The organism is Xanthomonas sp. NCPPB 3442, assembly GCF_056725145.1.
Genome location: NZ_CM161514.1, coordinates 826,391 through 839,970, shown reverse-complemented (window position 1 = coordinate 839,970; position 13,580 = coordinate 826,391). Strand labels below are relative to the sequence as shown.

The window sequence follows — 13,580 nt, the reverse complement described above, 5'->3', positions numbered from 1 at the left end:
GCGGCACGCAGGCGTGTGCACCATGCGAGGCGTTGCGGCAGATGTCTTCAGACAACCCAACAGCGCCCGCGTTGCGGGCGCTTTGGCGATACGGGCGGTGTGCTTCAGCGTTTTTCCGAGCCGTCCGGCCGCTCGTAGTCGTGTTCGGGGTCGGCCTTGTTGACCTCGGGATCTTCGTCGGGCATGTCGTGCACCTTCCATGCGACATCCTCGTTGCGACGCTCCTGTGGCGTAAACGGCTTTTTCTGATCGTCTTCCGGGCCCCATGGCTTTTTCGATTCGCTGCCCATGCTCATCTCCTGCGTGGTCGTCATGACCCAACGCTAGGCGCGCAGGCATTGCGAGGTGGTGAACGAAGCCCGGTGGTGGCGTGAAGTGCGTGTGGCAATGCACTCCCCGCACCAGACAGCACAGGCTCCGGCTGCGTACCCTTCGCCGCCTCGCAAAGGGCTCAAGCCGCGTTACCCGCCGGTCTGCGAATGCGGCGCCTCGACCGGCTTGGACTGCGGCGAATCCTTCTGCCGCAACCAGATGGTCAACACCACCAGCGAGAACACCGCCAGGAACTCGCTCTGCCAGTTCTGCATCGATTCGAACCAGAACGCTGCGCTGGTGAAATGCTCCAAGACCGTGATGGGCGGCAAGCCCTTCTGCGCACGTTCCACCACCTCCAGTCGCCAACTGCCGACCAGATGCAGCGCAAAGCTCATCAGGAACAGCGCTCCGAACGCGATGGCCAGCGAATGGTCGTACAGCCGTCGCCATATCCCGCCGGCACGCACCGGCCAGGGCGTGGTGCCAGGCTTGATCTCAACGCTTTCTTCAGCCGGATCGAGCGGGCGCGATTCGGCAGAGCCCACCTGCCGCAACTTCACGGTGAGCAACACGTACATGCCCATCTGCAGGAACTCGCTCTCCCAGTTTTCGAACAGTGCCGACATGAAATGCGGGCTGTGCAGATACGCAGACAGCAGCAGCGTCGGCTGCCCCTGCTCGCGCAATTCGTCGTTGTATGCATGCAACCCGGCATAGATCTGGCAACCGATGAAGAAGATGGTCAACGCAAGCAGACACAACGACAGCCCGTTACGACGCAAGAACATGGATGACCTCCTGACGATGCGCGCAGTATCGAGCGTCCTGGGCAAAACCGCATGAAGTTTGCGTGCAACCGCGCTGTTCCGCATGCCGCGCGATGGGTGACTGCCACGCACAGGGCGCAACCCGCAACACACCACGCGCACATCGTTTAGCCCGGACGTTTACGTTTGCGCGACCACACTGGCGTGCAACCAACGACTTCCACTGCCAGGAGACCACGATGCCCGTACCCAACTATCCACGCCCCCCCTTCAAGCCACAGCAGCAGAGCTTTCCCGGACGCACCGAGAAGATGGACCCGCGCCCGGACCATGGCGAAGACAGCTACGTTGGCCACGGCCAGTTGAAGGGCAAGCGCGCATTGATTACCGGTGGCGACAGCGGCATCGGCGCTGCGGTTGCCATCGCCTATGCACGCGAAGGCGCAGACGTGGCCATCGCCTTCCTTCCCGACGAGCAGGAAGATGCAGCGCGCATTGGCGCGCTGATCGAAAAGGCCGGCGTCAAGGCGCTGCTGGTGGGATGCGACATCAGCGACCCCGGCCAGGCAGCGGCCTTGATCGACAAGGTCAACAGCACGCTGGGCGGCCTGGATATCCTGGTCAACAACGCCGGTTACCAGAAGTACTTCGAGACCTTCGAAGACATCACCCTGGACGAATGGCGCAAGACCTTCGACACCAACGTGCATGCGGCCTTCAATCTGGTACGCCTGTCGGTACCGTTGATGACCGATGGCGGCTCCATCATCAATACCGCCTCGGTGCAATCGAAGAAACCCACGCCCAACATCCTGCCCTACGCCGCGACCAAGGGTGCGCTGGCCAACCTCACCATCGGCCTGGCCGGCGTGCTGGCGGAGAAGAACATCCGCGTCAATGCGGTGCTGCCGGGCCCGATCTGGACACCCTTCATTCCCTCCGGCATGGATGAAGAGTCGGTGGAAAACTTCGGCGGGCAGACGCCCATGGGGCGTCCAGGTCAGCCGGTCGAGCTGGCATCGGCTTACGTGATGCTGGCGGCCGACACGGCCAGTTACACATCGGGCACCTTGCTGACCATTTCTGGCGGCGCAGTCACGCTGTAACGCTGTAACGCTGTAACGCTGTAACGCTGTAACGCTGTCGCATTATTGCCACGCCCGCGTCGCTGATCGAGCGACGCGGGCTTTTTATTGGCTCAATCTTTTAGTTATTGGCTCAATCTTTTAGGTGAACGCTCAGCGCTCACCAGCGCATGCCACGTCGCGTCTGCTTGCCCGTGCAGTCGTTCGGGCGCATTGCGACAGCGCGCAAAAAACGCACAGCCAAGGTGAGTTTCCGGTCAACGTTGCGCTCGCGTGGCACGCACCCGTTCCTGCGATTGCTCTCACGGTCGGCCTCCTACCGTAGGTGGCGTTGGAACGTGATGCACCACACCTCTCCAAACAGTGCTGCCCGCCACGCCTGCGTGGCGCAGGCGCGAACCCACTGCTGGCGCAACGACATCGCCCCCATGCATCGACGCATGCGGCGTGATGCATCCGCGCCATTGGCAGGCCAGCGCAGTAGCGCCCCCATAAGGCAGACAACAATGCGAATTCTGGTCACCGGTGGCACCGGCCACATCGGCTCACACACCTGCGTGGAACTGGCGCGGCGCGGTCATGACGTGTGCATTGTCGATAATTTGAGCAACTCCTGCGAGCGCGTGCTCGACCATCTGCAGCATCTGATGGGGTTCCGCCCGGAGTTTCATCGCATGGATGTGCGTGCGCCCGAGCTTGCCGACCTACTGACCAGCGAGCGCATCGACGCCGTCCTGCATTTTGCCGCACTCAAGGCCGTTGGCGAATCGGTGCGCGAGCCGCTGCTGTACTTCAACAACAACGTCACCGGCACGCTGGCGCTGCTACGCGCGATGCGGACTGCCAAGGTGTGCAACCTGGTGTTCAGTTCGTCGGCCACCGTGTATGGCGACGCCAACCGCAGCCCGATCGACGAGAGCGCGCCGCTGAAGGCGATCAACCCCTACGGGCGCACCAAGCTGATGATGGAAGAAATGATCGGCGACCTCAGCGCCGCGTGGCCGGATTTCAATGCGGCGTTGCTGCGCTACTTCAACCCGGTGGGTGCGCACCCCAGCGGGTATCTGGGCGAAGATCCGCGAGGCGTACCGAACAACCTGATGCCCTACATCGCGCAGGTGGCAGTGGGGCGTCGCGCGGCATTGCAGGTCTTTGGCGACGACTACCCCACCGACGACGGCACCGGCGTACGCGACTATCTGCATGTGATGGATCTGGCGCGCGCGCATGTGGATGCCATCGATTACCTGCAGCGCGAACGCAAGGGCCTGGTGGTCAATCTGGGCACCGGGCGCGGCTACAGCGTGCGCGAGGTGGCGGCCGCGTTCGCGCGCGCCAGTGGCAGGCGCATTCCGCTGAGCATTGCGCCACGTCGCGATGGCGATGTGGCGGTGTACTTCGCCAGCACTGCGCTGGCCAACCGGCTGCTGGGCTGGACCGCGGAATACGACCTGGACCGCATGTGCCGCGATACCTGGCGCTGGCAATCGATGCACCCGGATGGCTACGCCGGTTCGCGTCTTCCGCGCCCGCGCTCCGCGGCGGCCGTGCCCGAACGCGAAAGTGCGCGCGAGTTGCCGACATCACCGCGCCGGCGACCGCCCGGTCCGGACACGCGCCGTCGCAGCGAGCCGGTACGCACGCTGGCGGTCGCCGATGGTTTCTCCGGCGCGTAATGCGCAACGACCCGTTTCTTTCCTACGAGGGCATTCCATGAGTTGGGCTGGCCAGTTCCAATACGCGATCGGCAAGACCCGCCGCGCGGTTCCATCCGACAGCACGCCGCAGTTCGATCCCGCGCGGCCCACGCTGTTGTGTCTGTCGCATCTGCGCTGGAGTTTTGTCTATCAGCGCCCGCAGCACCTGATGTCGCGCTTTGCACGCGATGCCAATGTGCTGTTCTGGGAGGAGCCCATCGCCTGCGATGCAGCCGAACCCTGGCTGGAGGTGGGTGGCCAAGAGCACGGCGTGCACGTCTTGGTGCCGCGCCTGCCCGTCGGGTGCGGGGGCGAGGAGGCCGTGCAGGTGCAACGTCGCCTGCTGGACGGCTACCTGGCCGAGCTTGGCGTACGCGACCTGCTGCTGTGGTACTACACGCCGATGAGCCAGAGCTTCAGTGCGCATCTGCGTGCGCGCATGGTCATCTACGACTGCATGGACGAGCTGTCGGCCTTTCGTGGCGCGCCCCCGGAGCTGGTCCAACGCGAGCGCGCACTGCTGCAGCGCGCCGATGTGGTCTTCACCGGCGGCTACAGCATTTGGGAGGCCAAGCGCGCGTTGCACGCCAATGCACACGCGTTCCCCAGTAGCGTGGACGTGGCGCACTTCGCCGCCGCGCGCACGCCGCAGCAGGAGCCTGACGACCAGGCCGGCATCGCGCACCCGCGGCTGGGTTTCTATGGTGTCATCGACGAGCGGTTCGATGTCGAGCTGCTACGCGCGATCGCGACGCAGCGGCCGCACTGGCAATTGGTGATGATTGGCCCGGTGGTCAAGATCGATCCCGCCGAGCTGCCGCAGGCCACCAACATCCACTATCTGGGCGGCAAGACCTACGACGAACTGCCTGGTTATCTCTCCGGCTGGGAGGTGGCGTTGATGCCGTTTGCGATGAATGCCTCCACCCGCTTCATCAGCCCGACCAAGACACCCGAATACCTCGCTGGCGGCTGCCCAGTGGTGTCCACGCCAATCCACGATGTGGTGCGCACCTATGGCGACACCGGCGTGGTGCGCATTGCCGCGACCGCCGACGCGTTCGTCGCCGCGTGCGAAGCCGCACTGCAGGACAGTGCAGATCGCGCGCAGTTGCTCGACCGCGCCGATGCCGTGCTGGGCGACATGTCCTGGGACCACACCTACGACCTGATGAAGGAGACGCTTTCTTGGACGCAATGACCCCGCCGGCCGCCGCGCCGCTCGCCGCCCGTCGCACGCGCGGCAATGCACGGCGTGGTTTCGATTACCTCATCGTCGGCGCAGGATTTGCCGGCAGCGTGTTGGCCGAACGGCTGGCCGCCGGCCTCGGCAAGCGTGTGCTGGTGGTCGACCGTCGCCCGCATATCGGCGGCAACGCCTACGATTTCCATGACGATGCCGGCGTGCTGATCCATCGTTATGGTCCGCATATCTTCCACACCAACGCGCAGCGCATCGTGGATTACCTGTCCAATTTCACCCAATGGCGTCCGTATGCGCACCGCGTGCTTGCGCAGGTGGGCGACCAGCAGGTGCCGATCCCCATCAACATGACCACGTTGAACCGTCTGTACGGCCTGCAACTCAGCAGCGAAGAACAGGCCGCAGCGTTCCTGGCCAGCCGCGCCGAGCCGGTGGCCGATATCCGGACCAGCGAAGATGTGGTGGTCAATCAGGTGGGCCGCGAGCTCTATGAAACCTTCTTTCGCGGCTATACGCGCAAGCAGTGGGGGCTGGATCCGTCGCAGCTGGACAAGTCGGTGACCTCGCGCGTGCCCACCCGTACCAACGACGACGACCGCTACTTCACCGACACCTTCCAGCAGATGCCGCTGCACGGCTATACGCGCATGTTCGAGCGCATGCTCGATCACCCCAACATCAAGGTGATGCTCAATACCGACTACCGCGAGATCTGCGACGAGCTGGAGTACGACCAGCTGGTGTACAGCGGGCCGGTGGACGAATACTTCGACTATTGCTACGGCAAGCTGCCGTACCGCTCGCTCAGGTTCGAGCACAGCACGCTCGATCAGGAGCACTTCCAGGCGGTGACCACGGTCAATTATCCGGACGAAGCGGTGGCCTACACGCGCATCACCGAATACAAGCACCTCACCGGCCAGCAACATCCCAACACCAGCATCACCCGCGAGTATCCTTCTGCCGAGGGCGACCCGTATTATCCGATTCCACGCGCGGAGAACGCAGAGCTATATCGGCGTTACGAACGCCTGGCCGCCGAGACGCCCAAGGTGACCTTCCTTGGCCGTCTGGGCACCTACAAGTACTACAACATGGATCAGGTGGTCGGCCAGGCGTTGGCCTTGTACAAGCGCATCGAAGACGCCGAGCCGCGGCGCGCCGAGCTGGCGGTCTGACAACGCACGCCCCGCCCTGCAGCACCGTGGCTGCAGGGCAGTTATCGACGCAGCGCTGCAACCCAGCGGCGCGCGCAGCAGGATGTTGGATGCATACCCCCACACTGTTCGAAAGTTTTTTCATGGCGGGGTTCGAGTGTTCGACCCACCGCCGCCGCGACGGGCGCAGGCTCGACCTGATTGCCGCCACCGGGCATGACCGTTGGGCCGCCAAGGACTACGTGGCGTTGGCGGCGCATGGCCTGCGCACCGCGCGCGATGGCCTGCGCTGGCATCTGATCGAACCACGCCCCGGGCATTACGACTGGTCCAGTTTCCTGCCGATGCTGCACGCGGCCAACCGCGTGGGCACGCAGGTGATCTGGGACGTGTGCCATTACGGCTGGCCGGACGATGTGGACATCTGGACGCCGCAGTTCGTCGACCGCTTCGCGCGCTTTGCTGCCGCCGCCGCACAGTGCATCAAGGACGCCTCCGACGCCGTGCCGTTCTACGCGCCGCTCAACGAGATCTCGTTCTGGGCATGGAATGGCGGCGATCACGCCCGCATGCATCCGATGGCGCGCGGGCGTGGTTTCGAGCTCAAGCATCAATTGGTCCGCGCCACCATCGCCGCCATCGACGCAATACGCCAGGTGGATCCGCGCGCACGCTTCCTGCAGGTGGACCCAGCGATCCATGTGGTGCCATCCAACGACCGGCCCGGCCCGCGCCGCGAAGCCGAACGCCTGCGGCTGGCGCAGTTCGAAGCCTGGGACATGATCTGCGGCAAGCAGTGGCCAGGACTCGGCGGGGCGCCGGAGTATCTGGACATCATCGGCCTCAACTACTACTCGGACAATCAGTGGTATCTGGGCGGCGTGCCGATCCTGCGCAACTCGCCCGACCACCGCCCGTTCTCGACCATCATGCTGGAGTTCTGGCAGCGCTATCGCCGCCCGATGATCGTCTCCGAAACCGGTGCCGAAGCCGATCAACGCGCCCCCTGGCTCGATCATGTCGGCAGCGAGGTTGCGCTGGCCCTGCAGCACGGCGTGGCGATGGAAGGTGTCTGTCTGTATCCGGTGCTGGACTACCCCGGTTGGGACAACGACCGGCATTGCCCCACCGGCGTGCTCGGCTATGCGGACGAGCACGGCGAACGACCGCTGCACCAAGGCCTGGCCGACCAACTGCGCCGCGAGCACGCGCGTTTCGGTCTGCGCGCACCGCAGTTCGCGCTGGCCGATATCGCCCCGTGAGTACGTCCGCCCACTCCACCTTGCTGCCGGACACGCCGGCGCGTTTTCTCTGGCACTACGTGGGCCGACGGCCGTGGCATTTCAGTGGCTTGCTGCTCCTGATCGTGGGCGCGGCCGGCTGCGCGGTGTCGGTGCAATACGGCATGAAAATGCTGGTGGACGCGATGGCCACCGATCAACGCAGCCAGGCAAACGTGTGGCTGCCGCTGGGCCTGTTCATCAGCCTGATCGCGGTGGAAAACCTGCTGTGGCGCCTGGGCGGCTGGCTGGGCTGCCGCACCGTGGTGGCCAGCGTGGTGGACATCCGCGTGGATTTGTTCCGCCATCTCACCGGCCACCCGATGCGCTACTTCACCGAGCATTTTGCCGGTGCGCTGGGCAACCGCATCACCGCGCTCGGCAGCGCCGCCGGGCAGATCTTCGGTGGACTGGCGTGGAAGATCGTGCCGCCCATCGTGGATTTCGTCGGCGCCATCGTGCTGCTGTTGACGGTGGATTGGCGCATGGCCGCCACGCTGGTCGGCTTCATTGCGATCGTGGCGGCCATCATCACCAGCTTCGGCATTCGCGGCCGCGCCAAGCATCAGCGCTTTGCCGCGCAGGCCGCCCGGGTGGGTGGCGAGCTGGTGGATGCGGTTTCCAACGTGTGGACGATCAAGGCGTTTGCCGCGCGCGATCGCGAAAGCGCGCGGCTGGCCGAACAGATCGGTCACGAGGCCGTGGCGCATCGGCGCAGCTGGATGTACGTGGAAAAGGCGCGGGTGATTCACGACATCTGCCTGTCGCTGATGGCCGGCGGCATGCTGATCTGGGCCATCGGCATGTGGCGCTCCGGAGCGGTGAGTGCAGGCGATGTGGTGTTGGTCAGTGCGCTGACCTTCCGCATCCTGCATGGCTCGCGCGATCTGGCGCTGACCTTGGTGGACACCACCCAGCAACTGGGCGCCATTGCCGACACCTTGCAGATCATTCTGCAACCGCACGCCATCGTCGATGCGGACGTGCCGCTGGCCTCGGCCGAAGGCGATGTGCGTTTCGAACAGGTGCGTTTTGCCTATCCCGAGCGCGCCGCGGTGCTGGAAGGATTGAACCTGCATATTCCGGCCGGCCAGAAAGTGGGCATCGTGGGGCCCTCCGGTGCCGGCAAATCCACCTTGATTGCCCTGATCCAGCGCCTGGACGATGTGGAATCCGGACGCGTGCTGATCGACGGGCAGGACATCCGCGGGGTCAGCCAGGACAGCCTGCGCGAAAAGATTGCAGTGGTGCCGCAGGAAACTGCGTTGTTCAATCGCAGCATCGCCGACAACATCCGCTACGGACGTCCCGATGCAAGCGATGCCGAGGTGCACGACGCGGCGCGGCATGCATTCTGCGATGGCTTCATCCGGCAATTGCCCGAGGGCTACGACACACAGGTGGGCGAGCGCGGGGTGATGTTATCGGGCGGACAGCGGCAACGGCTGGGGATTGCCCGCGCCTTTCTCAAGGATGCGCCGATCCTGATTCTGGACGAGGCCACCTCGGCACTGGACACCGAATCGGAAGCGGAGATCCAGGCCGCACTGGATCACCTGATGCGCGACCGCACCGTGTTGGCGGTCGCCCATCGCCTGTCCACGGTGATTAGCTTCGATCGCATCGTGGTGCTGCAGGACGGCCGTGTGGTCGAAGATGGCAGCCCTGCGGAACTGCGCGGCCGCGGTGGCGTGTTCGACAGTTTGTGGCAGCGCCAGGCAGCCGGATTCGAGACGGCACCGGAAGCACCGTGAGGCGGCTGCGCCCAGAAGCGCTGCTTGCCTTGCGTCATGCGCGGCGAGGCAGGCGCAGCCAGCGGCTGGCCCAGTGCGACGAGCATGGCATGAGATGCACTTTTCGCCCTAGCAGCAGACCACGTTTGCGATCGCTGGCGCGCAAAAAAACAGGCAGCGTCTGGCTGCCTGTTCCACTTCCTGCACAACGCCTCAATGCGGTGGCCGATAGTCGCGCAGCCTGGTCGTCACGTTGCCGACCTCCTGCACTGCGCGTTTGAGGTCGTCTTCGGACATCCCCAGTTCGCGCGCCCAGTACTGCAACTCCCATTCCTCGTTGATGCTTACATTGTGCATGTCGGTGGGTTGACGATTTGCATCCCGTGGTTCGCCCATGGCGATCTCCCATGTAGGACATCTGGTGAGCCGGCTGCGACGCCGGCGCTTCGCACGGTTTGCCAGCGCTGCCGCATCGACGCGTTGTCTGGCGAGCTGTGGTCAGTGGGGCTGGCCCTGCTTGGCGCGCAGCGCCTTGGCGTGTTCCAGATGCTCGGCGATGGTGTCGCGTGCGCGCTGCAACTCCTTACCGAGGTCGCTGGAGCCCGGCTCGCTGCTGAGCTGTGTGTCCAGCAGTGCCAACGCCTGTTCGTGGCTGTCCACACTGGCTTGCAGATACTGCGACTCGAACTGTTGCCCGTGCAGGTCCTGCAGGCGCTTGCGCACGCCCTCGGCGCCCGCGGTGGCGGCCTGGGCCAACGTGCCATTGCGATCCGGCGCAAACCGGCTGAGGTCCGTCAACGCAGCGCTGTGGGCTTCGTCCATCTTGCGTGCGAAGGCCAGCACCTCGCCTTCCACACCCTTGACCACCGCCAGTTGCGCAAGCGTGCGTTCGTTCTCGTTGAACACTGCCAGCGCGCCAAGCGCCTGCTTGCGGTCGCGGGCATCGCCCACGCTATCGCGCAACGGGTCGCCGTGAGGCGGCGTGCTACCGACCACCGTGGCTACGTTGCTCTGTAGATCCTGCGGATCGCTCGTGTGCCCCTGCCGGCGCTGCCAGGCCTTGTACGCCACATAGCCCACCGCGCCGGCGGTCACCATCTTGAAAAGTCCCATCGCTGTCTCCTGTTGATCGCGATCTTTCATCGCGTCTGGCGGTCGTTGATTGTTGGGTTCGCAGGGACGGCGAAGGCGGCATGCCTGCGTCCCAGCGCGTCATATGAGCCTGCGAGCGCGGGGGTTATCCAGACGTGACCTGCGCATCAACGCCGCGTCGGCGATCGGGCGCGTCCACACCGCGCCCACGCAGTGTGCTGACAGGTTTAACACCGCTGCACGAACACTGCAGTGCGCCGCCGCGTCTAAATGCCCACAGGAGACAGACATGCTTGCCCTCAACTACCACGGTTCACGCGATGTGCGAGTGGAAACCGTGCCCGATCCACTCTTGGTCGAACGCGACGACCTGATCCTGCGCGTCACTGCCACCGCCATTTGCGGCTCTGACCTGCATCTGTATCGCGGCAAGATTCCCGACCTACGCCCCGGCGACATTCTCGGCCACGAATTCATGGGCATCGTGGAAGAGGTGGGCCCGGATGTCACGGCGGTCAAGCCGGGCGACCGGGTCGTGATTCCGTTCGTGGTCGCCTGCGGGCGGTGTTTCCACTGCGTGCTGCAGGAATTTTCCGCGTGCGAAACCACCAATACCGGCAAGGGCGCGGCGCTCAATCACAAGGACATGCGCCCGCCCGCCGCGCTGTTCGGCTTCAGCCATTTGTATGGCGGATTGTCCGGCGGCCAGGCCGAATACGTGCGCGTGCCCAAGGCCAATGTCGGCCCGCTGGTGGTGCCCGATGCCTTGCACGATGAGCAGGTGCTGTTCCTGTCCGACATCCTGCCGACCGGGTATCAAGCCGTCGTCGATGCAGGCGTCAAACAAGGCTCGACCGTTGCCATCTTCGGCGCCGGCCCGGTCGGCCTCATGGCCGCGGCGTGCTGCCGCATGCTGGGCGCAGAGCGCATTTTCATGGTCGACCGGCACGCATACCGGCTCGATTTTGCGTCCAGGACCTATGGCGTGATTCCGATCAATTTCGACGAGGTCGACGACCCGGCCGATGTGATCGTCTCGCAGACCGATGGCCGGGGGGTCGATGCCAGCATCGAGGCGGTCGGCTTCGAGGCCGAAGGCAGCGCCATCGAAACCGCACTGACCAACCTGAAACTGGAAGGCAGCAGCGGCGTGGCGATCCGCCAGTGCATCGCCGCAACCCGTCGTTGCGGTGTGGTGAGCGTGCCCGGCGTGTATGCCGGCTTCATCCACGCTTTCATGTTTGGCGATGCATTCGACAAGGGCCTGACCTTCAAGATGGGCCAGACGCATGTGCAAAAGCATATGCCGCATCTGCTGGAATGCATCGGCAATGGTCAGCTCAAGCCAAGCTCGATCATTTCGCATCGCATGCCGCTGGCTGACGCGGCGCGTGGCTACGAACTCTTCGACAAGAAGCAGGACGATTGCCGCAAGGTGGTGCTCACGCCGTAAAAGCGTGAGTGGGATCTACGCAGACGGCGCGATCTTCGACCGCGCCGTCTGCATGTTGTATAGCTGTTGAGTGTTGGCAACAGGCTCAGTCCAGCGGCTTGGCCGGCACGAACGGGGACACCGGGTCGCTGGCCGGGAAGGTCTCTTCCACCGCTTCGTCCTGCAGCGCGTCCTGCTTTTTCTTGTCGTGCTGCGTTTGGTCGTGCGGCGCTTGATCGCGCTGTTCGGCGTGGTCGTTTGCAGAGGAAATCTGGTTGGATGTGCTCATGTGTTTTCCTACGACGTGATGCGAGCCACTACGCTACGGTGCGCTGCGTTGGCACAGGTGAAAAGCGTCTTCGCACATCAACGACAAAGGCAACGGATGTGCTGCACTGTGTATGCCGGGCCATGCAGTGCATTAGGTGCGGTCTCGCATTCCTTCCCATGCGGCGCAACCATGGTCCCTCTCGATCACGCGCGGCGCCCGGGCGCGACCTGTGCTTGCGCAGATGAAGTCAGGCAGCGCTGTGGCGACCAGCAGTGTCGCCGAACGCGGCATCCGGCACCCACGCAGTTGCACCTGCACGGCCGCCATGCGACGACGCGCCTTGGGTTCACATCCGCACGCGTCCAGGGTGTATGGTGCATGGGCGGCCGGAATCCGGTATCGCCCTCATTTCATCTGGCCCTTTCCATCGACAATCTCTGCGAACGCTGCGACGCCGTCTGCTGCCGGCTCACCGTCATGGTCGATCCATCCGACCGTATCCCACACCATCTCACCAGCGTGACGCCGCAAGGCTGGCATGTGATGGCGCGCGACGAGGAAGGCTGGTGCGTGGCCATCGACGCTGCGCGCATGTGTTGCTCGATTTACGAGACGCGACCGGCGATCTGCCGGCGTTTCGTCATGTCCGGCCCGTATTGCCGCGACGTACGTGCCACCTACGACGATCAACGCCGCCGGGGCATTCCCTTGACGCTGTACAACGCATGAGGATTTGCGATGCATCATTCCCGCCGCCAGTCGATGACCGTCAGTAACCAGCCGGGCAAGCCGCGGTTGTCCGAACAGCGGTTGGCCGCCGATCTGCAGGCATTTCAGCAATCCGGCGGCGCAATCGAGCGCCTGGGCGATACACCGCTACGTCGCGAAAAAAAGCGCGGCACGCCAGAGGCTGCGCCAGCCGCCGCAGTCACACCGGCCGTCGCAGCCGAGGCCGAGTAAGACAGCAACGGATGCCTCGCGGGCGCCTACGCGCATCCGTCCGCCATTACCGACGCGATGCGACGTAGTCGGCCATCAGCTTCAACCACGCGATCAGGGCAGCTGCAACTCTGGGCCGCACTGCAGAAGCTGCTTGGGCAGTCAGCGCACGCGGACTCAGTGCTCAACAGATCAGGCACCGCGCGCAGGCGTCGCCGCCCGCACGGACATGGGCAGTTACAGCAGTTGCGCGCGCTTGGTCGCGCCAAGCCCTTGTGCCAGTGAGGCCATTTCGTTGGCCAAGGCGACCATGTTGCCGCCGGCCTGCGCCGCGATGCCCATGATGCGCTGGTAGGCGTCCCAGAAGTCGGGCCCATTGCCATAGGCATCGTGGAACCCTTGCAGCTCCAAGACCAGCAGATCGGACACTTGCATGTCGGAGCGGTCCATTGTGTTACCTCGATGGGGATTCCCCGGCCCGCAGCTTATACCCGTTCACCTTACAAAATCGAGTCAGCCGGATGGCCGGAGGCCTGGACCTGAATTGGTTAGAAAGCCTGGCGGATACTGCATGTCGGGCGTCTGGTTGGGGCTGCTTGCTGCCTCCT

The 13,580-nt window shown here is 64.3% G+C and carries 15 protein-coding genes; 9 read left to right on the top strand and 6 right to left on the bottom strand.

The annotated features are described in order from the left end of the window. Window positions 1-104 precede the first annotated feature (104 nt). On the bottom strand, window positions 105-314 hold the full coding sequence (locus AC1POX_RS03815; RefSeq protein WP_031425008.1) for a hypothetical protein: 210 nt from the start codon (window positions 312-314) through the stop codon (window positions 105-107). A 147-nt stretch (window positions 315-461) separates the two neighbouring features. Then, window positions 462-1,103: a DUF6766 family protein gene (locus AC1POX_RS03810; RefSeq protein WP_008577704.1), complete on the bottom strand. Its 642-nt coding sequence runs from the start codon at window positions 1,101-1,103 to the stop codon at window positions 462-464. A gap of 218 nt (window positions 1,104-1,321) precedes the next feature. On the opposite strand from AC1POX_RS03810, the gene AC1POX_RS03805 reads away from it, so the two are divergent. The 6 genes from AC1POX_RS03805 to AC1POX_RS03780 all read left to right on the top strand — a co-directional run bounded on the left by AC1POX_RS03805 (window position 1,322) and on the right by AC1POX_RS03780 (window position 9,259). Then, entirely contained in the window at window positions 1,322-2,188 is an 867-nt protein-coding gene (locus tag AC1POX_RS03805) for an SDR family oxidoreductase (RefSeq protein ID WP_008577702.1), read from the top strand. Window positions 2,189-2,673: 485 nt separating this feature from the next. Then, window positions 2,674-3,843, top strand: coding sequence for a UDP-glucose 4-epimerase GalE (galE, locus tag AC1POX_RS03800; RefSeq protein ID WP_372356777.1), 1,170 nt, complete (start codon window positions 2,674-2,676; stop codon window positions 3,841-3,843). 37 nt (window positions 3,844-3,880) lie between these two features. Further along, window positions 3,881-5,065: a glycosyltransferase family 1 protein gene (locus AC1POX_RS03795; protein WP_031425010.1), complete on the top strand. Its 1,185-nt coding sequence runs from the start codon at window positions 3,881-3,883 to the stop codon at window positions 5,063-5,065. Continuing rightward, window positions 5,062-6,246: a UDP-galactopyranose mutase gene (gene glf / locus AC1POX_RS03790; RefSeq protein ID WP_057680883.1), complete on the top strand. Its 1,185-nt coding sequence runs from the start codon at window positions 5,062-5,064 to the stop codon at window positions 6,244-6,246. The genes AC1POX_RS03795 and glf overlap by 4 nt, the downstream gene beginning before the upstream one ends. Window positions 6,247-6,335: 89 nt before the next feature. Further along, window positions 6,336-7,487, top strand: coding sequence for a glycoside hydrolase family 1 protein (locus tag AC1POX_RS03785; RefSeq protein ID WP_372356776.1), 1,152 nt, complete (start codon window positions 6,336-6,338; stop codon window positions 7,485-7,487). Further along, window positions 7,484-9,259, top strand: a complete 1,776-nt coding sequence (locus AC1POX_RS03780) for an ABC transporter ATP-binding protein (RefSeq protein ID WP_014091167.1) — start codon at window positions 7,484-7,486, stop codon at window positions 9,257-9,259. The genes AC1POX_RS03785 and AC1POX_RS03780 overlap by 4 nt, the downstream gene beginning before the upstream one ends. A 192-nt stretch (window positions 9,260-9,451) precedes the next feature. On the opposite strand, the gene AC1POX_RS03775 is transcribed toward AC1POX_RS03780, so the two are convergent. Next, entirely contained in the window at window positions 9,452-9,634 is a 183-nt protein-coding gene (locus AC1POX_RS03775; protein WP_011348727.1) for a DUF3606 domain-containing protein, read from the bottom strand. A 102-nt stretch (window positions 9,635-9,736) separates the two neighbouring features. Beyond that, window positions 9,737-10,351, bottom strand: coding sequence for a DUF4142 domain-containing protein (locus tag AC1POX_RS03770; protein ID WP_014091169.1), 615 nt, complete (start codon window positions 10,349-10,351; stop codon window positions 9,737-9,739). 268 nt (window positions 10,352-10,619) lie between these two features. Between AC1POX_RS03770 and AC1POX_RS03765 the strand changes: the two genes are divergently transcribed. After that, entirely contained in the window at window positions 10,620-11,783 is a 1,164-nt protein-coding gene (locus AC1POX_RS03765; RefSeq protein ID WP_008577685.1) for a zinc-dependent alcohol dehydrogenase, read from the top strand. An 85-nt stretch (window positions 11,784-11,868) separates the two neighbouring features. Here AC1POX_RS03765 and AC1POX_RS03760 read toward each other — a convergent pair whose 3' ends face one another. Continuing rightward, complete coding sequence (locus tag AC1POX_RS03760) at window positions 11,869-12,051, bottom strand: hypothetical protein (RefSeq protein ID WP_008577683.1); 183 nt, start codon at window positions 12,049-12,051, stop codon at window positions 11,869-11,871. Window positions 12,052-12,339: 288 nt separating this feature from the next. Here AC1POX_RS03760 and AC1POX_RS03755 point away from each other — a divergent pair, with 288 nt between their 5' ends. Beyond that, window positions 12,340-12,762, top strand: coding sequence for a YkgJ family cysteine cluster protein (locus AC1POX_RS03755; RefSeq protein ID WP_031425011.1), 423 nt, complete (start codon window positions 12,340-12,342; stop codon window positions 12,760-12,762). 33 nt (window positions 12,763-12,795) lie between these two features. Next, on the top strand, window positions 12,796-12,993 hold the full coding sequence (locus tag AC1POX_RS03750) for a hypothetical protein (protein ID WP_029820395.1): 198 nt from the start codon (window positions 12,796-12,798) through the stop codon (window positions 12,991-12,993). A gap of 216 nt (window positions 12,994-13,209) precedes the next feature. Here the strand turns inward: AC1POX_RS03750 and AC1POX_RS03745 are convergent, their stop codons facing one another. Then, window positions 13,210-13,422, bottom strand: coding sequence for a hypothetical protein (locus tag AC1POX_RS03745; protein ID WP_008577678.1), 213 nt, complete (start codon window positions 13,420-13,422; stop codon window positions 13,210-13,212). Between the last annotated feature and the right edge of the window lie 158 nt (window positions 13,423-13,580).

What these genes read in the sequence shown, in the direction of transcription:
- AC1POX_RS03775 (WP_011348727.1), bottom strand. Translation starts at nt 9,634, where the DNA reads ATGGGCGAACCACGGGATGCAAATCGTCAACCCACCGACATGCACAAT.
- AC1POX_RS03770 (WP_014091169.1), bottom strand. Translation starts at nt 10,351, where the DNA reads ATGGGACTTTTCAAGATGGTGACCGCCGGCGCGGTGGGCTATGTGGCG.
- AC1POX_RS03785 (WP_372356776.1), top strand. Translation starts at nt 6,336, where the DNA reads ATGCATACCCCCACACTGTTCGAAAGTTTTTTCATGGCGGGGTTCGAG.
- AC1POX_RS03795 (WP_031425010.1), top strand. Translation starts at nt 3,881, where the DNA reads ATGAGTTGGGCTGGCCAGTTCCAATACGCGATCGGCAAGACCCGCCGC.
- AC1POX_RS03750 (WP_029820395.1), top strand. Translation starts at nt 12,796, where the DNA reads ATGACCGTCAGTAACCAGCCGGGCAAGCCGCGGTTGTCCGAACAGCGG.
- glf (WP_057680883.1), top strand. Translation starts at nt 5,062, where the DNA reads ATGACCCCGCCGGCCGCCGCGCCGCTCGCCGCCCGTCGCACGCGCGGC.
- AC1POX_RS03810 (WP_008577704.1), bottom strand. Translation starts at nt 1,103, where the DNA reads ATGTTCTTGCGTCGTAACGGGCTGTCGTTGTGTCTGCTTGCGTTGACC.
- AC1POX_RS03765 (WP_008577685.1), top strand. Translation starts at nt 10,620, where the DNA reads ATGCTTGCCCTCAACTACCACGGTTCACGCGATGTGCGAGTGGAAACC.
- AC1POX_RS03805 (WP_008577702.1), top strand. Translation starts at nt 1,322, where the DNA reads ATGCCCGTACCCAACTATCCACGCCCCCCCTTCAAGCCACAGCAGCAG.
- galE (WP_372356777.1), top strand. Translation starts at nt 2,674, where the DNA reads ATGCGAATTCTGGTCACCGGTGGCACCGGCCACATCGGCTCACACACC.
- AC1POX_RS03815 (WP_031425008.1), bottom strand. Translation starts at nt 314, where the DNA reads ATGACGACCACGCAGGAGATGAGCATGGGCAGCGAATCGAAAAAGCCA.
- AC1POX_RS03760 (WP_008577683.1), bottom strand. Translation starts at nt 12,051, where the DNA reads ATGAGCACATCCAACCAGATTTCCTCTGCAAACGACCACGCCGAACAG.
- AC1POX_RS03745 (WP_008577678.1), bottom strand. Translation starts at nt 13,422, where the DNA reads ATGGACCGCTCCGACATGCAAGTGTCCGATCTGCTGGTCTTGGAGCTG.